The organism is Acidobacteriota bacterium (assembly GCA_030697165.1).
Classification (GTDB): domain Bacteria; phylum Acidobacteriota; class Vicinamibacteria; order Vicinamibacterales; family UBA2999; genus 12-FULL-67-14b.
The window spans coordinates 165,715-186,981 of sequence record JAUYQQ010000003.1; the positions used below are offsets into that span (position 1 = coordinate 165,715).

General features: G+C 65.8%; 21 protein-coding genes. 14 read left to right on the forward strand and 7 right to left on the reverse strand.

The window, feature by feature from the left end:
- Positions 1-2: 2 nt before the first annotated feature.
- Entirely contained in the window at positions 3-815 is an 813-nt protein-coding gene (locus tag Q8T13_03550) for a hypothetical protein (protein MDP3716822.1), read from the reverse strand.
- Between the two features lie 416 nt (positions 816-1,231).
- Between Q8T13_03550 and Q8T13_03555 the strand changes: the two genes are divergently transcribed.
- The 9 genes from Q8T13_03555 (at position 1,232) to gcvP (ending at position 9,632) form a co-directional block, all read left to right on the forward strand.
- Positions 1,232-1,561, forward strand: coding sequence for a helix-hairpin-helix domain-containing protein (locus tag Q8T13_03555; protein MDP3716823.1), 330 nt, complete (start codon positions 1,232-1,234; stop codon positions 1,559-1,561).
- Positions 1,548-2,135 carry a GspH/FimT family pseudopilin gene (locus tag Q8T13_03560; GenBank protein MDP3716824.1) on the forward strand — a complete coding sequence of 196 codons (588 nt, stop codon included), beginning with the start codon at positions 1,548-1,550 and terminating at the stop codon, positions 2,133-2,135. Before Q8T13_03555 ends, Q8T13_03560 begins: the two co-directional genes overlap by 14 nt.
- Positions 2,123-2,455 (forward strand): hypothetical protein, encoded by a 333-nt coding sequence (locus Q8T13_03565; GenBank protein MDP3716825.1) that lies wholly within the window; start codon positions 2,123-2,125, stop codon positions 2,453-2,455. Before Q8T13_03560 ends, Q8T13_03565 begins: the two co-directional genes overlap by 13 nt.
- A 177-nt stretch (positions 2,456-2,632) precedes the next feature.
- A complete protein-coding gene (locus Q8T13_03570) occupies positions 2,633-4,048 on the forward strand; it encodes a sigma 54-interacting transcriptional regulator (GenBank protein ID MDP3716826.1) in 1,416 nt (471 codons plus the stop codon).
- Positions 4,049-4,192: 144 nt separating this feature from the next.
- Positions 4,193-4,909, forward strand: a complete 717-nt coding sequence (locus tag Q8T13_03575; GenBank protein ID MDP3716827.1) for a hypothetical protein — start codon at positions 4,193-4,195, stop codon at positions 4,907-4,909.
- Between the two features lie 33 nt (positions 4,910-4,942).
- Entirely contained in the window at positions 4,943-5,146 is a 204-nt protein-coding gene (locus Q8T13_03580) for a hypothetical protein (protein MDP3716828.1), read from the forward strand.
- Between the two features lie 62 nt (positions 5,147-5,208).
- The gene (gene gcvT / locus Q8T13_03585; GenBank protein MDP3716829.1) at positions 5,209-6,330 is read left to right on the forward strand and encodes a glycine cleavage system aminomethyltransferase GcvT; all 1,122 of its coding nucleotides are present in this window, start codon (positions 5,209-5,211) and stop codon (positions 6,328-6,330) included.
- Between the two features lie 3 nt (positions 6,331-6,333).
- Entirely contained in the window at positions 6,334-6,711 is a 378-nt protein-coding gene (gene gcvH, locus Q8T13_03590; protein MDP3716830.1) for a glycine cleavage system protein GcvH, read from the forward strand.
- Complete coding sequence (gene gcvP, locus Q8T13_03595; GenBank protein MDP3716831.1) at positions 6,708-9,632, forward strand: aminomethyl-transferring glycine dehydrogenase; 2,925 nt, start codon at positions 6,708-6,710, stop codon at positions 9,630-9,632. Before gcvH ends, gcvP begins: the two co-directional genes overlap by 4 nt.
- Here the strand turns inward: gcvP and Q8T13_03600 are convergent.
- Positions 9,623-10,516 carry an aminotransferase class IV gene (locus Q8T13_03600; GenBank protein ID MDP3716832.1) on the reverse strand — a complete coding sequence of 298 codons (894 nt, stop codon included), beginning with the start codon at positions 10,514-10,516 and terminating at the stop codon, positions 9,623-9,625. The genes gcvP and Q8T13_03600 overlap by 10 nt on opposite strands.
- Before the next feature lie 119 nt (positions 10,517-10,635).
- Between Q8T13_03600 and Q8T13_03605 the strand changes: the two genes are divergently transcribed.
- The 4 genes from Q8T13_03605 (at position 10,636) to Q8T13_03620 (ending at position 13,471) form a co-directional block, all read left to right on the forward strand.
- A complete protein-coding gene (locus tag Q8T13_03605) occupies positions 10,636-12,216 on the forward strand; it encodes an NAD(P)H-hydrate dehydratase (protein ID MDP3716833.1) in 1,581 nt (526 codons plus the stop codon).
- Positions 12,217-12,331: 115 nt separating this feature from the next.
- Positions 12,332-12,745, forward strand: a complete 414-nt coding sequence (gene tsaE / locus Q8T13_03610) for a tRNA (adenosine(37)-N6)-threonylcarbamoyltransferase complex ATPase subunit type 1 TsaE (GenBank protein ID MDP3716834.1) — start codon at positions 12,332-12,334, stop codon at positions 12,743-12,745.
- A 43-nt stretch (positions 12,746-12,788) separates the two neighbouring features.
- A complete protein-coding gene (locus tag Q8T13_03615) occupies positions 12,789-13,046 on the forward strand; it encodes a type II toxin-antitoxin system prevent-host-death family antitoxin (GenBank protein MDP3716835.1) in 258 nt (85 codons plus the stop codon).
- Complete coding sequence (locus tag Q8T13_03620) at positions 13,043-13,471, forward strand: type II toxin-antitoxin system VapC family toxin (GenBank protein ID MDP3716836.1); 429 nt, start codon at positions 13,043-13,045, stop codon at positions 13,469-13,471. Before Q8T13_03615 ends, Q8T13_03620 begins: the two co-directional genes overlap by 4 nt.
- A 53-nt stretch (positions 13,472-13,524) precedes the next feature.
- On the opposite strand, the gene Q8T13_03625 is transcribed toward Q8T13_03620, so the two are convergent.
- The 5 genes from Q8T13_03625 to Q8T13_03645 all read right to left on the reverse strand — a co-directional run bounded on the left by Q8T13_03625 (position 13,525) and on the right by Q8T13_03645 (position 19,716).
- Positions 13,525-13,698, reverse strand: a complete 174-nt coding sequence (locus Q8T13_03625; protein ID MDP3716837.1) for a hypothetical protein — start codon at positions 13,696-13,698, stop codon at positions 13,525-13,527.
- A gap of 95 nt (positions 13,699-13,793) precedes the next feature.
- Complete coding sequence (locus tag Q8T13_03630) at positions 13,794-14,300, reverse strand: signal peptidase II (protein ID MDP3716838.1); 507 nt, start codon at positions 14,298-14,300, stop codon at positions 13,794-13,796.
- A gap of 7 nt (positions 14,301-14,307) precedes the next feature.
- The gene (gene guaB, locus Q8T13_03635) at positions 14,308-15,822 is read right to left on the reverse strand and encodes an IMP dehydrogenase (protein MDP3716839.1); all 1,515 of its coding nucleotides are present in this window, start codon (positions 15,820-15,822) and stop codon (positions 14,308-14,310) included.
- The gene (gene secA / locus Q8T13_03640) at positions 15,822-18,755 is read right to left on the reverse strand and encodes a preprotein translocase subunit SecA (GenBank protein ID MDP3716840.1); all 2,934 of its coding nucleotides are present in this window, start codon (positions 18,753-18,755) and stop codon (positions 15,822-15,824) included. The genes guaB and secA overlap by 1 nt, the downstream gene beginning before the upstream one ends.
- Before the next feature lie 40 nt (positions 18,756-18,795).
- Entirely contained in the window at positions 18,796-19,716 is a 921-nt protein-coding gene (locus Q8T13_03645; GenBank protein MDP3716841.1) for a M23 family metallopeptidase, read from the reverse strand.
- 162 nt (positions 19,717-19,878) lie between these two features.
- Here Q8T13_03645 and Q8T13_03650 point away from each other — a divergent pair, with 162 nt between their 5' ends.
- On the forward strand, positions 19,879-21,252 hold the full coding sequence (locus Q8T13_03650; GenBank protein ID MDP3716842.1) for a hypothetical protein: 1,374 nt from the start codon (positions 19,879-19,881) through the stop codon (positions 21,250-21,252).
- The last annotated feature ends 15 nt before the right edge of the window (positions 21,253-21,267 follow it).

Here is a 21,267-nt window from a genome sequence, read left to right on the forward strand (position 1 = left end):
CCCTAATCGTAGAACACAGACTCCCCGCGCTTGGCGACCATTTTATTGATCTCTTCAGCCATTTTGTCGCGCCGCAGCAAGAGCGCCTTCTTTTCCTTCTCGCCGACCCATTCCCCAAGCCCCTGGTTGAGCTGGTCGAACGTCAGCGCCTGCATCTTCGTCCACAACTGCCGGTCCACGCGGCCGAGTGGCGCCATGCCCTTGAGGTCTTTCTTGTCGATGAAGGCGCGCGAGTGGTCGATCAGGAACAGGTGCCAATCGTCGTCGTAGATCAGGTTGCCCTGGTTGCGATCGATGTTCGCGATTAGCTGATCGAACATTTTCATGCGGGTCAGCTGGATGCTCCATTTGGGCTCAGGCCCCTGCGGGGGCTTTTCGACGCTCCATGGCTTGGTGTTCTCGACCCACAGGACCGCTGCGCCCTTCCGGCCGCTGATCGTGCGTTCGACGATGGGCGGGACCATGTGGAGGTCGAGCATGCGGTCGAACTTGTAGGCGGCGATTTCGGCCTTGTAGCTCTCCATGTAGCCCTTGCTGTAGCCGGGGTTCAGGGCCTTCCAGGCAAAGCGCTCGGCGGGGCCGCCCGGTTCGAGCGTGGCGCGCTGCGGCTTCGTGACGCCGATCGGCACCGCCTCCATCTTGAGGATCGCGCCTTCGGCGAGGTGCTTCTCGATGGCGTCTTCGTGGCCAGCCCACACCAGTGAGCACTGCGCCATCCGCTGGGTGACCGGGTTCTGCGCCGACACCGTGGCCGTGAGCACGGCCGCAGCAGCAAGGGCCGTCAGGCCGGCGGGAAGGAAAGTGTGTTTTCGCATGTTCATCCTCTGGTGGCCGATCGCCGGTGTCAGGCGCGGCGGCTCGGTCGGTCCGGATTGTAGCAGGACACGGGAACCGCAGTTGCCTTCGGCGCAACCGCGGTTGCCCGTGGGACCCTCGCCGATCAGGCCCGAAATGGCCTTCCTCACCACCGAGAGGGAACGCGAGTTGGCGCCAGCCCACGGCCGACGCGTCCAGGACCGCGGCGGGAAACGCCGGAAGCACCCCGCGGTGAATCGGTTGCGGCGATTCACCTGAGCCGGAGCGCGCCTTGCTCTGCTGCGCACTGACTGCGCGGCTCTGTCCGCTGATGGCCGCCTGACCGTACGTCGTCATCGAACCTTCCCGCGCAGTCACCAAATCAAATCACCAACTCACCAAATCACCACGTTACCCACTGATTAGGAGGAACCCCATGCGATCAACTCTTTCGACGGCCTTGGCCTTGTGTGCACTGCTCATCGCCGGCACGCCGGTCGATTCGGCGCCACTTTACGCCCAGGCACCGGCGGCCGAGAAAACGACGGTCAACCTCAACGCGGCGACCCTCGATCAGCTCGCCACCCTGCCGGGCATCGGTCCCAAGGTGGCCGAGCGCATTCTCGAGTACCGAACCAAGAATGGCGGCTTCAAGAAGATCGAAGAGCTGATGAACGTAAAGGGCATCGGCGAGAAGAGCTTCCTGAAGATCAAGCCGCTTGTCAGTGTGGCCAAGCCTGACAAGGCCAGCGGTGGCGGCGAGTGAGCGTGGACTCGCGCTGATCGACGTGGTCGTCGCCGCTGGGCTCAGCCTGGTGTTGGCTGCGATCGCGGTGCCGGTGGTCGGTGGCACCCTGGATCGCGAGCACGTGATTGTTGGGACGCAGTACCTGGCGGCGCAACTGCAGCGGGCGCGGCTCGAGTCGCTCAAGCGAGGCGCGGCCGTAGCGGTCAGGTTCGAACAGCTGGACGGCCGGACGGCCATCCAGCTGTTCGTCGACGGCAACGGCAACGGAGTACTTCAGAAGGACATCGATCGGCTGGCGGATCCGGTACTGACGCCCGTTAACTGGATCGACGATCACGCGCGTGGCGTGGCGTTGCGCATCAACCAGCCGATTGCTGACGTGGGTACCGGCGGCGCCATGGCCACTGGCGCCGATCCGCTGCGCATCGGCAACTCGTCGCTGGTGTCGTTCAGTCCGCTCGGCGGTTCGACCAGCGGCACCTTGTACCTGGCGGCTCAGCGCGGACCGCAAATGGCGATTCGAATCTACGGTGCTACCGGCCGCGTGCGCGTCCTGATGTTCGATGCGCGGGCGCGGCAATGGCGGCCGTAGCGCGACAGCTGATCGAGCGCCGTCTCGAGCGGCGCCTGTCGGGCGGCGGCCCACGGTTTGCGGCGGGCGCCGTGCTGCGGCCCGGCCAGGCGGTGGTCCTGGTCAACATCAGCAGCCGTGCCGCGCTGGTCGAATCGGGAACGCGGCTACGGCCTGGCGCTCATACCGAGTTGCAGTTGTGCGGTGGCGGGGCTCGCTCGTGCGTGCGGGGCCGCGTGGAACGGTGCCACGTCGCGCGCCTTGATCCGCTGCGCTATCACGGCCTCGTGGTCTTCGACGACCGCGTTGAGGTTGGCGCGGCGACGGAGGGTAGCGAGTAGCGGGTGCCCGGCGTTTGCCGCCTGTGTGGCGGCATCACGGGCAGCGAATACCCAGGCAGCGCGAGGTGAGTCTGGCGAGCCGGCTGACGGAGCGGGATTTGCGCCAAACCCAAGCCGGCCAGAGTTGGCATCAGCTTTGTTAGCCGTCCCAGCACTCGTCATGGAGAGGGGCAGCGTATGAGGGGCGGCAACAGAGTCATGGCCTCGGCCGGCGCGTCGGGCGTGCAGCGCCGGAGCGCCGACCGGCGCAGTGGCATCTTTCCGATCCTCCGCCAGGTGGCGGCGGACCTGGTGGGTACCGAAGATCGTCGCAACCTGGCGGCGTTGCTCGTCCAACGCCTGCGCCGCCTGAACGGCGTGCGCAGCATCCGGTTGAACGAGCTGTCGGCTTCGATGCCGACGCGGTCGTTGCAACCGATCCGGGCCCGCGACTACGTGGCGTACGTGGTCCCGGTGAAGGAACCTGGGCGGCAGGTCGTGCTCGAGGCGGCGTTCGATGCGCGGCGCGGGCCGGATGCGTGGACCTGCCAGGTCATCGAGGCGGCCGCGAACCTGGCGGCGCTGTTGATCGAAGCCGAGCGGCTGGCGAACTCGTCGACGCTGTTGAGGGCCACCGAGCGCGATGGCGCCGCCCCCTTGATTGGTTCGAGCGAGGTGATGCGCGCGTTGCGCGACCGGGTTGAGCGCGTGGCCAGCACCGACTTCACCGTGCTGATCGAGGGCGAGAGTGGCGTCGGGAAGGAGCTGGTGGCCCGACAGATTCACGAGTTGGGACGGCGCCGGCAGGGACCGTTCGTCGCCATCAACTGCGCGGCGCTGGTCGAAACGCTGATCGAGGCCGAGCTGTTCGGCATCGAGGAACGCACCGCGACCGGCGTGCGCGGCCGGCGCGGCAAGTTCGAGCACGCCGATGGCGGCACCCTGTTTCTGGACGAGGTGTCGGACCTGTCGACGGCGGCGCAGGCGAAGCTGCTGCGCGCCATCCCGGACTTCACCGTCGAGCGGGTGGGCGGCAACGGCGCGCGGCGCATCGACACGCGGATTGTCGCCGCCACCAATCGGCCCCTGGCGGCGCTGGTGGAGCAGGGCCTGTTCCGGACCGACCTGTTCTATCGCCTTAGCGGAGTCGAGATCGCGGTGCCGCCCTTGCGGCGCCGCAAGGGCGACATCCTGGAACTGGCGCAGTACTTCCTGGCGCGCCACGACGGCCGCGGGCGGTTGAGCATGACGCCGGCCGCCGTCGACGCACTGATCGCGTACGACTGGCCTGGCAATGTGCGCGAGTTGGAGCGGATGCTCGAAGGCGCGATCGCGACGGCCGAATCGCGCCAGATCAGCGTGGACGACTTGCCGATCAGTCTGCGGGGCACGTATGGCGACGTGCTGGTGCCGGCGTTCCGGCTCGGCGACACCATGCGCGCGTGGGGCAGCCGTTATGCCCGGCTCGTGCTCGAACGTCATGCGGGCAACAAGCGACAGGCGTGCCGCATGCTCGACATCAGTTACCACACGCTCAATGCCTACCTTCGCTATCGCCCGGCGCCGTCAGCGCCGCCGACCGACGGGGTGAGCGCACTGGTGTCGCCGCCGTAAGCCGACACGCCTCAACGGTTTCGTACTGGTTTGCCGGAGGCCTCCGGCAGGTTGAAGACGGCGAGGCAGGGCGGGGGTGCCGTGCGGTCATGCGCCGATCTTCGAGATGGGTGCGCCAAAAGCACACCCGGGTCGGAGGAAGTCATGAATCGAAAGCTGTGGTTGGGAATCGTGATGTTGGCAGCCATCGCCACGCCGTCGGCGCGGCCGGAAGCCGCGCCTCGCAAGGCTGGTGAGACGACGTTCACCATGGGATGGGAGAAGGAGCAGCCGACGCTGCGGGCTGAAGGGCGCGGCGTCAAGTTTTTCAAGCGGGTGGGGCGCGACACGGTGTCCCTTCGCGTGGAGGTGCCTGGCGACGTCATTGAGTTGGAAGCCGGTACCAACGGGGCCATCCGAGTCGGTCGAATGGGCCGTGTCCTGCGGCTACAGATGGCCGATCCCTTCGAGGCCAACATTGCGAAGGTGCAAAAGCTGATGGTGGGGTCGAAGGCGCTCGACGGCTTCGAGAGCTTAATCGTCGCGCTCGCCGCGAACGACTCGCCGCAGGCCCAGTCGTTGAGGTCGTCGCATGCGCTCCTGAACGCGGTGCGCGGCCTCGCGGTGACGGCGACCCGGCCCATGCCAGCCGGCACGCGACAAGCGACGCTGGCGTCGTTCAAGGATCGCACTGAGGGACCTTACGCTTGCTGGGCGGAGTACGCGCACACCGTGAATGTGTACAACTGGGAGTTCAACGCCTGCGTCTCGGACTACTGGTGGGTTCCCGGGTGGACGGCTGCCTGCGGGTTCCAGTTCGCGCTGCAGTCCGAGTTGGCCTGGTTCTGGTTGATCGGTTGCTCCGGCGGGGTGCCGGTCTAGGATCTCTCTGTTCACTGCGGAAGGAGGCCGTTGATGCTGCTTCGGATTCTCGGTGAGGTCGTCGTCGGGGTGCTGGTCGCAGGAATCGTCGCCGCTATTTTGGTGCCTGCGTCGATGCAGCTGGGTTACGAAACGGGGCCCTGGCTGGTCTGGGTCGCGCTCGGCGGCTCGATTGCCGCGTGCGTGGCGATTGGCGAGCGCAGGAACAGGCGCCAAAAGGCCAGTCAGTCGCCTTGACCGTGGCGGAGCGGCATAGTACCGTTTGGGGGTTCACCTTATCAGGTGAACCCCCTCATTAAATGACTGATTCCGCCGCTCCACTGAAACGCACCCCGCTTCACGGTACGCACGTCGACCTCGGCGCCCGCATGGTCCCCTTTGGTGGGTGGGACATGCCTGTCGAGTACTCGGGCATTACCGCGGAACACCTCGCCGTGCGCACGGCGGCCGGCCTGTTCGACGTCTCCCACATGGGCGAAGTCGAAATTGCCGGCAAGGGCGCCCTCGAGGCCGTCCAGCACATCACCAGCAACGATGCCTCGAAACTGCAGGTCGGCCAGATCCAGTATTCGGGCCTGACCTCGCCCGAAGGCACGTTCGTGGACGACCTGCTGGTCTACCGCTTCGGGCCGTCACATTACCTCCTGGTCATCAACGCCGGCAACATCGACCAGGACTGGGAATGGATCTCGACACGGGCCAAGGAAGCCTCGCCCGACGTGGCGATCGTCAACTCCAGTAACCGCTACGCGCTGATTGCCATCCAGGGGCCGCGCGCGCAGGAGATCCTGCAAGAGCAGACCGCCATCGACCTGGCCGCCATCAAGTACTACTGGTTCGCCCACGGCGAGATTGCCGCCGTCCGCGGCACCGTCTCGCGCACCGGCTATACCGGCGAGGATGGCTTCGAGATCATGATCCCCCCCGCGATGGCGCCCACCGTGTGGGACGCGCTGATGCAGGCGGGGAAGCCACACGGCCTGATTCCGGCCGGCCTGGGCGCGCGCGACACGCTGCGCCTCGAAGCCGCCATGCGCCTGCACGGCAACGACATCGACCAGACCACCACCGTCGTCGAAGCCGACCTCAACTGGATTGTCGGCTGGAACAAGACCGAGTTCCTGGGCCGCGACGTGCTGCACGCGCAGAAGGCCAACGGCACGGCGAAAATCCTGGTGGGCTTCGAGATGACCGAACGGGCCATTGGCCGCCACGGACATCCGGTGTTCCACAACGGCCAGCAGGTGGGCGTCGTGACGAGCGGCACCCAGACCCCGTTTTTGAAGAAGGCCATCGGTATGGCCTACGTGCCGCCGACGCTGAAGGCGCCGGGCACCGAGCTCGAGATCGACATTCGCGGCCGCCGCGCCAAGGCGGTGGTTGTTCCCATGCCCTTTTACAAACGTCCCAAGAAGAGCTGACCCATGGCCTATCCGACCGACCTCCAGTACACGAAAGAGCACGAGTGGATCCGCGTGGACGGTGACACCGGCACCATTGGCATCACCGACTTTGCCCAGCAGCAGTTGGGCGACGTCGTCTACGTCGAGCTTCCCGAGGTGGGTTCGACGATGACCGCCGGCCAGGTGTTCGGCACCATTGAGTCGGTGAAGGCCGTGTCGGAACTGTTTGCGCCGGTGACGGGCGAAGTGGTGGCCACCAACGGCGACCTGAAGGACCGCCCCGACCAGGTCAACAGCAAGCCGCACGAGTCGTGGATGGTGAAGGTCAAGATGACCAACCCCGGTGAAGCCGCGTCCTTGATGGATGCCGCGGCGTACGAAGCGCTGATCGCGAAATGAAACCAGCCCCCTTTCTCGACCCTCTCGACACATTTGCCCCTCGCCACATCGGTCCTCGCGGCGACGACGTCGCGGCGATGCTCAAGCAAGTGGGCGCCGCGTCACTCGATCAACTGATCGATGAGGCCATTCCCGCCAGCATCCGGCTCAAGGCGCCGCTCGATCTGCCGCCGGCCGAAAGCGAATCCACCTACCTTGCGCGGTTGAAGGGAATTGGGAAGAAGAACAAGGTCTTCCGCAGTTTTATCGGCCTGGGCTACTCCGACACGCTCGTGCCGAGCGTGATCCGCCGCAACCTGTTCGAGAACACCGGCTGGTACACCCCTTATACGCCGTACCAGGCCGAGATCGCGCAGGGGCGGCTCGAGTCGCTGCTCAACTTCCAGACCATGGTCACCGACCTCACGGGGATGGCGGTGGCCAACGCGTCGCTGCTCGACGAAGGCACGGCGGCCGGCGAGGCCATGACGCTGCTGCACCGCGTGCAGGGCAAGAAACTGGGCGATGCCAACGGCACGTTCCTGGTGTCGGACCGCTGCTTCCCGCAGACGATTGCGGTGCTGCGCAGCCGCGCGGAACCGCTGGGCATCGAGTTGAAGATTGGGCCTGTCGACCAGATGCCGCTCGGCGAGCCGCTGGTGTTTGGCGCGCTGGTCCAGTATCCAGACGAGGCCGGCCGCCTGGAGGACCTGAAGCCGTTCGTCGACAAGGCGCACGCCGCCGGCGTGCGCGTGGCGGTGGCGACCGACCTGCTGGCGCTGGCGCTGGCGACCTCGCCGGGCGAGATGGGCGCCGACGTGGTGTTCGGCAACTCGCAGCGCTTCGGCGTGCCGCTCGGATTCGGCGGCCCGCACGCCGCGTTCTTCGCGACCAGCCAGGAGTATGTCCGGCACATGCCGGGCCGCGTGATCGGCGTGTCGGTCGACTCGCATGGCCATCGCGCCTACCGCATGGCCCTGCAGACGCGCGAACAGCACATCCGCCGCGAGAAGGCGACCTCGAACATTTGCACCGCGCAGGCGCTGCTCGCCAACATGGCGGCGATGTACGCCGTGTATCACGGCCCAGAGGGCATCAAGGCGATTGCATCGCGCGTCCACACGTTTGCGCGCTCGCTCGAGGGCGCGCTGGCTTCGCTTGGCTACCAGCAGTCGAACCTGCAGTACTTCGACACGCTGCGCATCAAGACCGACGCCGCGAAGGTCAAGACCATCCGCGCCGCGGCGGAGCAGAGCCAGATCAACTTCCGTTACGTCGGCGACACCGAGATCGGGATTGCGCTCGACGAGACCGTGACCACTGCCGACCTCACCGCGATGCTCGAGGTGTTCGCGGCCGCCGCCGGCAAGAAGGGCACCGCCGTGGCCCTCGACGCCAAGGGCGCCCAGCCGCCGTCGTGGCCCGCCAGCCTGCGCCGCACCAGCGCGTACCTGACCCACCCCGTGTTCAACACGCATCGCTCCGAGAGCGAGATGATGCGCTACATCCGCAGTCTCGAGCGCAAGGACGTGGGGCTCGACACGTCGATGATTCCGCTCGGCTCGTGCACCATGAAGCTCAACGCCGCGACCGAGATGTACCCGGTGTCGTGGGAAGAGTTCTCGCGGATGCACCCGTTCGCGCCGGCGGATCAAACCGAAGGCTACCGGCAGATCTGCGCGGAACTCGAGGCCGCGCTCTGCACCATTACCGGCTTTGCCGCCGTGTCGCTGCAGCCCAACTCGGGGGCGCAGGGCGAGTTTGCCGGCTTGGCCGTCATGCGCGCGTATCACCAGTCGCGCGGTGACGCGGCGCGCGATGTCATCCTGATCCCGTCATCGGCGCATGGCACCAATCCCGCGAGCGCCGTGATGGCCGGCTTCAAGGTCGTCGTCACGGCGACGGATGCCAACGGCAATGTGGATGTGGCTGACCTGAAGAAGAAGGCTGTAGAGCACGCCAAGGTGCTTGCCGGCCTGATGATCACCTACCCCTCGACACACGGCGTGTTCGAGGATTCGATCCGTGACATCTGTGCCACTATTCACCAGCACGGCGGCCAGGTCTACATGGACGGCGCCAACATGAACGCGCAGGTGGGTCTGACGAGCCCGGCTACGATTGGCGCGGACGTGTGCCACCTGAACCTCCACAAGACCTTCGCCATTCCGCACGGCGGCGGTGGTCCCGGCATGGGGCCGATCGGAGTGGCCAAGCATCTCGCGCCATTCCTCCCCGGCCATCCGCTCGTGAATGTGGCGTCCGGCGCGGAAGATGTAGCGTCCGGCTTTAGCCGGACCCAAGCCATTCCCCCAGTCTCCGCAGCGCCGTGGGGTAGCGCCAGCATCCTGCTAATCTCCTACGCCTACATCCGGATGCTGGGCGCGTCGGGCGTCACCGATGCCACGCGCTTTGCGATTCTCAACGCCAACTACATCAAGTCGCGGCTCGAGAAGCACTACGACGTGTTGTATACGCGTGAGAACGGCCGTGTCGCGCACGAGATGATCTTCGACCTGCGCGCCTTCAAGGCCAAGGGCGTGGAAGAGGGCGACGTCGCCAAGCGGCTGATGGACTACGGGTTCCATGCGCCGACGGTGTCGTTCCCGGTGCCCGGCACGCTGATGATTGAGCCAACCGAGAGCGAGCCGAAGGCTGAACTCGATCGCTTCTGTGATGCGCTCATTGCCATCCGCCAGGAGATCGAGGAAGTGATCACCGGCAAGGCTGATCCGAAGGATAACGTGCTGAAGCACGCGCCGCACACGGCCGCGGCCGTCTCGGCCGATGCCTGGCCGCACGCCTACTCGCGCGAGAAGGCGGCCTACCCGCTGCCCTGGGTGCGCGCCAACAAGTTCTGGCCGACCGTGGGCCGCATCGACAACCCCTACGGCGACAGAAACCTCGTCTGCGTCTGCCCGCCGATCGAATCCTACACGTAGGCGACGCGCCGATACTCCGCTAGCAACCTCTTGGTGATGGGCCCGACCTGCCCATCACCGATCTTCTTGTCGTCAACCAGGACGATCGGGACGATTTCCTTGGTCGTGCTGGTGAAGAACGCCTCGTCCGCCCCGAACAGATCCTGATCCTTCAAGACCGCTTCTTCGCAGCGGATGCCGGCGGCCGTCCCCACTTCCATGGTGAACGCACGCGTGATGCCCGCGAGCAGGCCCGCATCAACGGGCGGCGTCTTCACCACGCCCTTCGAGACGATGAACAGGTTCGACTGGGCGCACTCCGCCAGCTCGCCGCGATAGTTGCGGAAGATCGCCTCTTGTGCCCCGGCGCGAATGGCCTGTTGCATGCCCAGGGCGTTGTTAATCAGGTTGTTGCTCTTGATCAGCGGCGACACCGACGCGGGATGGTTACGGATGATGTCTTCCACCATCACCACCTTGGTGCCCTGCTCGTAGTGCGCCGCCGGCGCCTGAGGGAGTGGCTTGGCGATGATTACGAGCGACGGAACCGGGCACGCGGCCGGGTCGTAGGTGATCTCGCCGACGCCGCGGGTCAGCAGAATGCGCACGTACGCTTCGCTTGCCGCGCCGGAGCCTTGTGCGGAGGCGGGTCCTAGTCCAGCCGCAGCCATCGTCGCCAGCGACCGCTGCAGCACCTCGTCATCCGAGAACGGCACATCCAGGGCGATGCGCGCCGCCGAGGCCCGCAGGCGCGCCTGGTGGCGGTCGAACAGGAACGGCACGCCCCGATAGGTCCGAAAGACCTCGTAGACCCCTTCGCCATAGAGAAAGCCGTGGTCGTAAACCGGGATCACGGCGTGGGCGGCGTCGGTAATCACGCCGTTGACGTTCACGTAAGCGCTCATCGCCCAGCAGCGTACCCCAAGGCCGCTTGATGGTGCTAGAGTCCATGTAGCATCCGGCTTTAGCCGGATAGTTCGCCGCAGGCCGAATGGTCCGCCTGAAGGCGGACGCTACATCAAGCATGAGAATCCTCAACGCCGACCAGATGCGCGAGGCCGATCGTCGCACCATCCAGGACATCGGCATCGCGTCCCTCGTGCTCATGGAGAACGCCGGCCGCCAGGTGGTGGCAGCGGTCGAGTCCCTCTATCCCGACCTGGCCGAGCGCCAGGTGGCCATCGTGTGCGGCAAGGGCAACAACGGCGGCGACGGCTTTGTCGTGGCCCGCACGCTGCACCAGCGCGGTGTGGACGTCTCGGTGTTCGTGATCGGCAAGGTCGCCGAGATCAAGGGCGACGCCCGCATCAATCTCGAGATTCTCGGCCGCATTGGCCAGAGCGTCGTCGAAGTCGCCGACGAGACGGCGTGGGAACTGCACGGCGCGGAGATCACCGGTCATGACCTGATCATCGATGCGATGTTCGGCACGGGACTCTCGGCGCCGCTGACCGGCTTCTACGAGACCGTGGTCGCCGACCTCAACGAAAGCGGCGTGCCGATCGTGGCCATCGACATGCCGTCGGGCATGTCGGCCGATACCAGCGACCTGATCGGTGATGCAATCGACGCCACGGTGACGGTCACCCTGGGCGCGCCGAAGATGCCGTTGGTGCTGCCGCCCGCCGAATCCAAATCGGGTGAGGTGGTGATTGCCGACATCGGCATTCCGGCCGATGTCTTCGACCAGCTGGAAGGCCCGCACATCGAGCTGCTGACGCGCGAGCAGATGCGGCCGCTGGTTCCGGCGCGGGCCGTGGACGCGCACAAGGGCGACTTTGGCCGCGTCGTGGTGGTGGCCGGCTCGGTGGGGAAGGTCGGCGCGGCCGTGCTGTGTGCGCACGGCGCCCTGCGTTCGGGCGCCGGCCTCGTGACCGTCGCGTCGCCGCGGTCGTGCCAGCCCACCATTGCGGCGCACGGCATCGAGTACATGACCGAGGGCCTGGATGAAACGCCGGATGGCACGGTGCACTTTTCGGCGGCGCCGGCGGTGCTGGCGATCGACGCCGACGTGATTGTCGCCGGCCCGGGCCTCGGCCGCGGCGAGGGTGTGACGACGTTCGTGCGCGAGCTGCTGGATAAGTACGACGGCCCGCTGGTGCTCGACGCCGATGCGCTCAACGCGTTCGCTGACGAGCCGTCACTGCTGGTGGGCCGTGAGGGCCGCGACCTGATCATCACGCCGCATCCAGGGGAGATGGCCCGGCTGGTCGGCTGCACGGTCGAGGACCTCCAGGCTGATCGCATCGGCATGACCACCGACTTCGCGAGGCGCCACAAGCTGTACGTGGTGCTCAAGGGCTACCGCACGTTAGTGGTCACGCCCGACGAGAAGGTGTTCGTGAACCCGACCGGTTGCGCCGGCATGGCCACGGGCGGCACCGGGGATGTGCTGGCGGGCATGCTCGCCGCGTGGCTGGGCCAACTGCTGGACGCGGAGGCCGCGTGCCGGCTGGCCGTGTACCTGCACGGTTCGGCCGGGGAACTGGCCGACGCCGACAACGGGGAAGTGTCGATGACGGCCGGCGATCTGATCGATCACATCGGCGATGCCGTGCTGGAGCTGACGGCGCGCCGCCGCGTGGCCACGAAAGCCGCCGATTGAATACAGCCACAGATTAGCCAGAGATTAGACACAGACACTCAATCCTCTTAATCCTGGGCACAGACAGACACTTGTCCTCTTCCTGGAACACGGACGCTTAAGCCTCATCATTCACGTGGTCTACGAATCCAACTCGGAGTCCGATACTCGCGCCATTGCGGCTCGTCTTGCCGCAGAACTGCAGCCGGGCGCGGTGCTGTTGCTGTCGGGCGACCTCGGGGCGGGGAAGACGGCGTTCACTAAGGGGCTGGCTGAAGGACTCGGCATCGATGCTGCCGACGTCACGAGCCCAACGTTCACGCTGGTTCACGAGTATCGCCAGGGTCGGCTGCCGCTGGTCCACGTCGATTTGTACCGGTTGGAGAAAGTGGACCTGGACGAGTTAGGCATGGATGCCGAACTGGCTGACCAGGGAGTGCTCGCGATCGAATGGGCAGATCGCCTGATCCGGGTGCCGGTGGGTGCGGTGTCGGTCCAGATTGTGGCGACCGGTGACGACACCCGGGCGATTGCCATTGCTGCGGTCTGACTTATGTTAAACTGGTTAACGACTGGTTAATACTGGAGTGCCGATGACCAAGGTAACTGCCTTCGAGGCGAAGACCCGGTTCGGCGAGCTGTTGGAGCGCGTCGCACAGGGCGAGGAAGTCGTGATTACCCGGCACGACAAGCCCGTTGCCCGGCTGGTACCCGAGGGTGCGCAGCGGGTCGATGACGTGCGGCGTGCCGTCAGTGGCTTGCAGGAGCTGCAGCAGCAGATCCGCAAGCGGTCCCGCGCGAAGCTCTCGGACCGCGAAGTCCGCTCGGCCATCGACGAAGGCCGGCTGTGACGAAATCGTTCGTGGCGGACGCCTCGGTGGCCGTGGGCTGGGTCCACCCCGCGCAGTCGAACGAAGACACAGCCGCGACTCTGATTGCGATTGCTGAGGGCGCAACCCTCGAGGTGCCGGCCCTTTGGCCGCTGGAGGTGGCCAACGCGCTGACGGTTCTGGAGCGGCGCGGCAAGCTCAGCGCAGGCGAGCGGCAGATTGCGCTCGGTTGGCTTCGCGGGCTTCGATTGCGCCTCGATCACGAGATGGCCGGCCTGGCCTTCTCGCGCCTCGCCGAACTTGCGAGCACGTACCGGCTGTCAGTCTACGATGCGTCTTATTTGGAATTAGCCCAGCGCCGTCGATTGCCGCTCGCGTGCAAGGATGGCCCGCTGCGAACAGCCGCCATGAAGGGCGGCGTCGCCCTCTACCGCGCCGGCGCCTAGATCGGCGCCCTCAGCGGACCGGCCCCCGGCGGGGGATCAGGTAGGAACGCGGGCTAGCGGAGGCTGATCGGGCGGATGCCTGGCTCTGACAGCGACGCCGCGCCGCCCGAGGCTTCCAGCATCTCCCGTGGCTCCATCGGGCCATCGGCCTGGAAGAGCAGCATCAACAAGAACGTCAACACCAGCGAGATACCGGCGGCGGCCGCCAGTCGGCTTACGAACGTCATGCCCATGCTAGTTTGCATATTGCATGCCCGTTTATCGGCTGATGTGCAAAAGGGGATAGCGGCGAGATCGGGTCCGGGCGCGCCGCCGGGCCGCGTCAGGCCTGCAGGTTCGTCACGGCGGGCGTGTAAGTATTGCGGACGCCTTCGGCGATCAGGATGGCCACCCCCGCGATAATGGCCATGTCGGCGACATTGAAGACGCCGGTCCTGAGCGGACCGATTCCCACATTGAGAAAATCGATCACCCGGCCCATGGCCACCCGGTCCACCAGGTTCGAGACCCCGCCGGCCAGGAACAGCGCCAGGCCGGCCTGGCCCAGGCGCGAAAACCGGCTGCGCAGCGCCAGCACCGCTGTCGCGAGCAGGAACAGTCCGTTACCAAACTGAAAGAAGGTGGCTCGTAGTTCGGGGCGCCACTGCGCGCCAACACCCAGGAACGCCCCTGGGTTCTCGTGGTACGTCAGCCGGACCGTGTCCGAGAAGAACGACTGGTCGGGCGCGCCCGTCAGGGTCGTCATGGCGTAGTGCTTCGTCGCACGGTCGCAGGAGGCGGTACCGGCGAGGAGCAGGCCGAGCAGGAGTAGCCGTCTGAGGTCTTTCATCGCGGGGCTACTCCACGCGATAGTTCGGCGCTTCTTTCGTAATCGTCACGTCGTGGACGTGGCTTTCGCGGAAGCCGGCATTGGTGATGCGGATGATCTCCGCGTCGCGCTGCAGGTCGGGGATGGTCGCCGCGCCGCAGTACCCCATGCCGGCCCGCAGGCCGCCCATCAACTGGTGCACCACCATCGACATGCTGCCCTTGTGCTGCACGCGGCCCTCGATGCCCTCGGGCACCAGCTTCTCCATGCTCGGCTTGCCGGCGGGACTGGTGCCGCTTTCGAGCTCGAAGTCGTCCTGGAAGTAGCGATCGCGGCTGCCCTTGCGCATGGCGCCGATCGACCCCATGCCGCGGTACTCCTTGAACGTCCGGCCTTGATAGAGGATCAACTCGCCGGGGCTCTCGTCGGTGCCCGCGAACAGGTTGCCGGCCATCACGCAGCTGGCGCCCACGGCCAGGGCCTTCACCACGTCGCCCGACGTGCGGATGCCGCCGTCGGCAATCACCGGGATGTCATGCTTGGCCGCGGCCGCCGCGCACTCGGCGATCGACGAGATCATCGGCATCCCGATGCCGGCGACGATGCGGGTGGTGCAGATGGAGCCGGCGCCGATGCCGACCTTCACCGCGTTGACGCCGATCTTGATCAAGGCCTCGGTGGCCGCTGCGGTCGCCACGTTACCGGCGATCAGATCGAGATCGGGAAACGCCTTGCGGATCGCCTGCACAATGTCCATCACGCCCTGCGAGTGGCCGTGCGCGGTGTCGATCACCAGCACGTCCACGTGCGCGTTGACCAGCGCCGTGGCGCGCTCGAGCGTGTCGCGGGCAATGCCCACCGCGGCGCCGGTGCGCAGGCGGCCGAGCGAGTCCTTGCACGCATTGGGATACTTGATTGCCTTCTGGATGTCCTTGACGGTGATCAGGCCCTTCAGCATGAAGTCCTTGTCGACGACCAGGAGCTTCTCGACCTTGGCGTGATGCAGGATCTCACGGGCCTGGTCGAGCGTGGTGCCAACCGGCACGGTGATCAGCTTGTCCTTGGTCATCACCTCCGCCACCGTGCGCGAGAGGTTGGTCTCGAAGCGCAGGTCGCGGTTGGTGAGGATGCCGACCAGCCGTCCCTCGCGGCTGCCGCCCTCGGTGATGGGGACGCCCGAGATGCGGTACTTCTGCATCAGCTCGAGCGCCTCGCGAATCAGCGCCTCGGGCGCCACCGTGATCGGGTTGACGATCATGCCGCTCTCGGAGCGCTTCACGCGATCCACCTCGAGCGCCTGGTTCTCGATCGACAGGTTCTTGTGGATGATGCCCAGGCCGCCCTGCTGCGCCATGGCAATGGCCATCTCCGACTCGGTGACGGTGTCCATCGCCGCGCTCAGCAGCGGCACGTTCAGCTTGATGTTCTTCGTGAGGCGGGTGGTGACGTCGACCTGTGCCGGCAGCACGGTGGAGTGCCGCGGCACGAGGAGGATGTCGTCGAAAGTGAGGGCAGTGCGCAGTCCAGATTCGAGAGGGTTCATTAGGCTCCGTGACACTTCTTGAACTTCTTGCCGCTGCCACACCAGCAGGGATCGTTGCGGCCCACCTTGGGCTCGTCGCGCTTCACCGTCTTGATCGGCGCGTCGTCGCCACCGACCCGAGCAGGCGCGCGTTCCTGCGTCAGGTCGTCAGGCATGCCCGCCGCCGCGGCCGGTGGCTGCGTGAACACCGACGGTCGTTCGGCGGCCGGGTTGTTGTAGTTCAGCGCGGCAGGTTTCTTTGGCGCGGGCCGCGCCGGCACCGCCAGCGTCGGTTCGGCGCCTTCGCGCTCGACCACCGGCTTGAGCCACCACAGATAACGGACGATCTCTTCCTCGATCCGCCGCCGCATGTCCTTGAAGAGGGCGTAGCTCTCTTTCTTGTACTCGACGAGCGGGTCGCGCTGGCCGTAGCCGCGCAGGCCAATGCCTTCCTTGAGGTGATCGAGCGAGTAGAGGTGGTCCTTCCACTGCTGGTCGACGATCTGCAGCATCAGGTCGCGCTCGACCCGGGTCAGGATCTCGCGCGGGACGATGTTCTCCTTGTCGACGTAGCGGGCCACGATCTTGGCCCACAGTGCGTCGCGGATCTCGTCGGCGTTCATCTCGTCGTACTTGAGCGAGGCGAAATCGTCGTCGCCAAGCGCGAACAGCTGCGCGGTATCGCGCTGCAGGGCGGGAAGGTCCCATTCTTCGGTCTCGACCTCGGGCCCCATGAACTCCTCGACCTTCTCGTCGAACAGTTCCTCGGCGGTCGCCATGACGTAGCCGCGGATGTCGCTGACCTCTTCTTCGCTGAGGTGGATCTTGCCCTCGAGAATCTCGCGGCGCAGCGTGTAGACGCTCTCGCGCTGCTTGTTCATCACGTCGTCGTACTCGAGCAGGTGCTTGCGGACTGAGAAGTTCTGCGCTTCGACCTGCTTCTGGGCGCGCTCGATGGCGCGGCTGACCATGCCGTGTTCGATCGGCACGCCTTCTTCCATGCCGAGGCGCTGCATCAGGCCCGAAATGCGATCGGAGCCGAAGATGCGCATCAGGTCGTCTTCGAGCGACAGGTAGAAGCGCGACGAGCCCGGGTCGCCCTGGCGGCCGGCGCGGCCGCGCAACTGGTTGTCGATGCGGCGGGCTTCGTGCCGCTCGGTGCCGATGATGTGGAGGCCGCCGAGGTTGACGACCTGCTTGTGTTCCTCTTCGCACTGGCTCTTGAAGTGCGTGAAAATGCGGTCCCAGTCGGCGCGCTTCACGCGGTAGAAGCTGTCGACGTGGAAGAAGTTCACGAACTCGTCATCGTCGATGTACTTCTCTTCGCCCTTGGCGACCTTCTCGGCGACTTCTTCGTTCAGGCTCTGCTGGCGCGCCATGTACTCCGGATTGCCGCCGAGCAGGATGTCGGTGCCGCGGCCCGCCATGTTGGTGGCAATGGTCACGGCGTCCTTGCGTCCGGCCTGCGCGACGATCTCGGCTTCCTGCGCGTGGTACTTGGCGTTCAGCACGATGTGCTTCGTGCCGCGCTTCTTCAGCATCGACGACAGCCGCTCGGACTTCTCGATGGAGACGGTGCCGACCAGGGCCGGGCGCCCCTCTTCCTGCCGCTTGATGATGTCGTCGACGATCGCGCCCCACTTCTCGGCTTCGGTGCGATACACCAGGTCGGGCTCTTCAATGCGCGACATGACGCGATTGGTCGGGATTACCATCACGTCGAGCTTGTAGATCTTCGCAAACTCCGGCGCCTCGGTCTCGGCGGTGCCGGTCATGCCCGAGAGCTTCTTGTACTTGCGGAAGTAGTTCTGGAAGGTGATGGTCGCGAGCGTCTGGTTCTCGCGCTCGATCTTGACGCCTTCCTTCGCCTCGACGGCCTGGTGCAAGCCATCGCTCCAGCGGCGTCCCGGCATCAGGCGGCCGGTGAACTCGTCAACGATCACGACGCCGCCGTCCTTGATCATGTACTGCACGTCGAGCTTGTAGTGGACGTGCGCGCGCAGCGCCTGCTGCACGTGGTGGAGCAGCGGCATGTTGGCGGGGTCGTACAGGCCGCCGGGCTGCATCCGGTGCGACAGCAACTGCTCGGCCTTGGCCATGCCGGTTTCGGTCAGCGTCGCGGTCTTGTTCTTCTCGTCGACGACGTAGTCGCCCGAGGCCTCGAGGCGGTCGCGGTCCTCGCCCTTGGTCTGGCCCTGGTGCACCTCGCCGCGCGTCAGCTTCGGGATGATGCGATCGACCTCGTAGTAGAGGTCGGTCGACTCCTCGGCCGGGCCCGAGATGATCAGCGGCGTGCGCGCCTCGTCGATCAGGATGCTGTCGACTTCATCGACGATCGCGAAGTGATGGCCGCGCTGGACCATCGCCCCGAGGTCGAACTTCATGTTGTCGCGCAGGTAGTCGAAGCCGAACTCGTTGTTGGTGCCGTAGGTGATGTCGCAGCCGTAGGCGACCTGGCGCTGCTGGTCGTTGAGGTCGTGCTGGATCACGCCGACCGACATGCCGAGGAAGCGGTACAGCCGGCCCATCCATTCCGAGTCGCGGCGGGCGAGGTAGTCGTTCACGGTGACGACATGGACGCCCTTGCCTTCGAGCGCGTTCAAATAGGCGGGCAGCGTCGCGACCAGCGTCTTGCCTTCGCCGGTCTTCATCTCGGCGATGGTGCCCTGGTGCAGGACCATGCCGCCGATCAGCTGCACGTCGTAGTGCCGCATGTTCAGAATGCGGCGGCCGCCTTCGCGCACGACGGCAAACGCCTCGGGCAGCAGGTCGTTGATGGTCTCGCCGTTCGCGAGCCGGGTCCGGAACTCCGCGGTCTTGCCCTTGAGCTGATCGTCGCTCAGGGTCTTGATGCGGGCTTCGAACTCGTTGACCTCGGCCACGCGCGGGCGCAGCTTCTTCAGGTCGCGATCGTTTTGACTGCCGAGGACTTTAGTGAGGAGCTGGCCAAACATGTTGGGAAAAAGGCGGGATGCCTATCTCCCGATTATATCTTTAGTTGCCGCTGGCGCGGCGGGGGGTGAGCAGGAGCTGGAGCGGGTTGAGGATGCGGCCGTTGGCGCGCACCTCGTAGTGCAGGTGCGGGCCGGTCGTGCGTCCGGTGGTGCCGACCAGTCCAAGCAGGTCGCCGCGCTTCACGGCCTGGCCGTCGCGAACCTTGAACGCCGAGAGGTGGCCGTAGCGGGTTTCAATGCCGTAGCCGTGATCGATGACCACCAGGTTGCCGTAGTTCCCGGCCATCGCGGCGCTGCTGACCGTGCCGTCGGCCGTGGCATAGACGGGGTCTCCCTTGTCGGCGGAGATGTCGAGACCGGGGTGAAAGTCTTTCTCACCGGTGAGCGGATCGGCGCGATTGCCCATGCTCGACGACAACCAGCCGTGGGTCGGCCAGATCGAGGGCGTCGCCGCGGCCAGCGCATTGCGCTTGTCCACGTTGGAGCGCACGGTCTGCAGGCGGCTCTCGAGGCCCTGGAGCAGGTCCCTCAGCACGTTAAAGGTGTTTTCAGGCGACGCCAGCCCGGGCGCCAGGGTAGTGAGCGTGGCGCTCGCGGTCGGCCCGCCCATCGCGCGGTTCTTGACCACGGCCGGCAGCTTGTCCATGGAGTTCTGCAGCGCGGGGTCAAGGGCGGCCTTGGCGCCGAGGTCCGACATCGTCGTCTGGAGCGCGACAATCTGGCCGGCCAGGGTTTCGGTCGCCGCCCGGTAGCTGGCGTTCTCGAGCTCAAGCGTGTCGTGCGCGACGTATAACGCGGCCACGTCGTACCGCGCCTTGAAGGCGGCGCCGACGCCAATCAACATGGGCAGGCCCACCGCGATCGACACCACAGCGGCCGCCACCTTCACGCTGATCGTGAAGCGACGCACGACACCGGTCGTGCGGTCGGCCAGAACAATGGTGTATCGCTTAGAGAGCATCAAGTACCTGAGTGATTTGGGTTTCCCGTCTCGGCGACGTGAGTTCGTAGGCTAGCACGGCCCCGGGGAATCCCGAAACGCAAATTGCCGAGTTGTGCAGATTTTCGCTGTTTGTTCGTCTCCAATATGAGAAAAGCTGAGCAGTCGGCCGTCTAGCCGGGTATGGCAAAGCTTCCGGTCGTCCTGGTCCACGGCTACAGCGACAAGGGGGAGAGCTTCGGAGGCTGGCGGACCTTCCTGGCGGCGGCCGGCTACGACGCCCGGACCATCCACGTCGGTAACTACGTCTCCCTCAGCAACGAGGTCAGCCTCAAAGACATTGCCGAGGGCTTTGACCGGGCACTGAGGGAGGCCGGTCTGAATGACACGGCGCCGTTTGACGCCATCGTCCACTCCACCGGCATGCTGGTGGTTCGCGAGTGGCTCGCGGGGACGAGCGGGGCGGCTGGCAGCCCACGCCTGGCCACCCAGCGGCAGGGCCGGCTCAAGCGGCTGGTCGGCCTGGCGCCGGCCACGTTTGGAAGCCCGATGGCGCACAAGGGGCGAAGCTGGCTCGGCGCCATGTTCAAAGGAGGACGTGAACCCGGCCCCGACTTCATGGAAGCCGGCGACCAGGTTCTGGCCGGACTCGAACTGGGCAGCCAGTACACGTGGGACCTGGCCCATCACGACTTCCTGTCGTCCACCGCTGTCTACGGCAAGAGCGCCAGCACGCCATTTCCCTTCATCTTCGTTGGCCTCAAAGACTATGGCTGGCTGAGGCGGGCGGTCACCGAGCCTGGCACCGACGGCACGGTGCGGTGGTCGGGCGTCGGCTTCAACAGCCGCAAGATCGCGATCGACCTGACCGTCGAGCCCTCACGACGCAAACGCGTCCAGATCGAACCGTGGAAGAACACCGCGGTGCCGCTGGTGTTCCTGGCTGGTCTCAATCACGCATCGATCCTGACGAAGCCGTCTCACGACTTGCAGCAGATGATCCTGGCCGCGTTGACGGTGTCGTCCGGCCCGGACTATGGAGCCTGGTGCCAACGTCACCTCGCCGCCAATGCGGCGACGCTCAGAGCCGCCCGCGCGACCCGCTGGCAACAGTTCGTGATCCACGCGGTTGACGAGCGGGGCGACGGCATCACGGACTACTTCATCGAAATGGGCACCGTCGGCCCGCGGGGATTCGCCGCGCTCGCGGCCTTCGATCTCGATGTGCATGCCTACAAGAACGATCGCAGCTTCCGTTGCTTTCACGTCAATCTCGACAAACTGCCAAAGCACCTGGGCGGCATGGCGATTCGTGTCATCGCGCAATCGGGCACCGAGTTGGTGGCCTACCACGGCTTCGACTCGAGCCACGGCGCCCTGGCGCGCCCGCGCGAGGCGGGCAAGTGGGATGCGGTGCTCGAATTCGATGAGGACCTCGGCCGCGATGACATCCGGTTTTTCTTTCCGTACACCACGACACTGGTGGAGGTGAAGTTGAACCGCGAGCCGATGCCGCTCGGCGGGGTGAACCGGGTGTTCTGGTTCAAGGAGGACTGAGGCGCAACCGAGGGT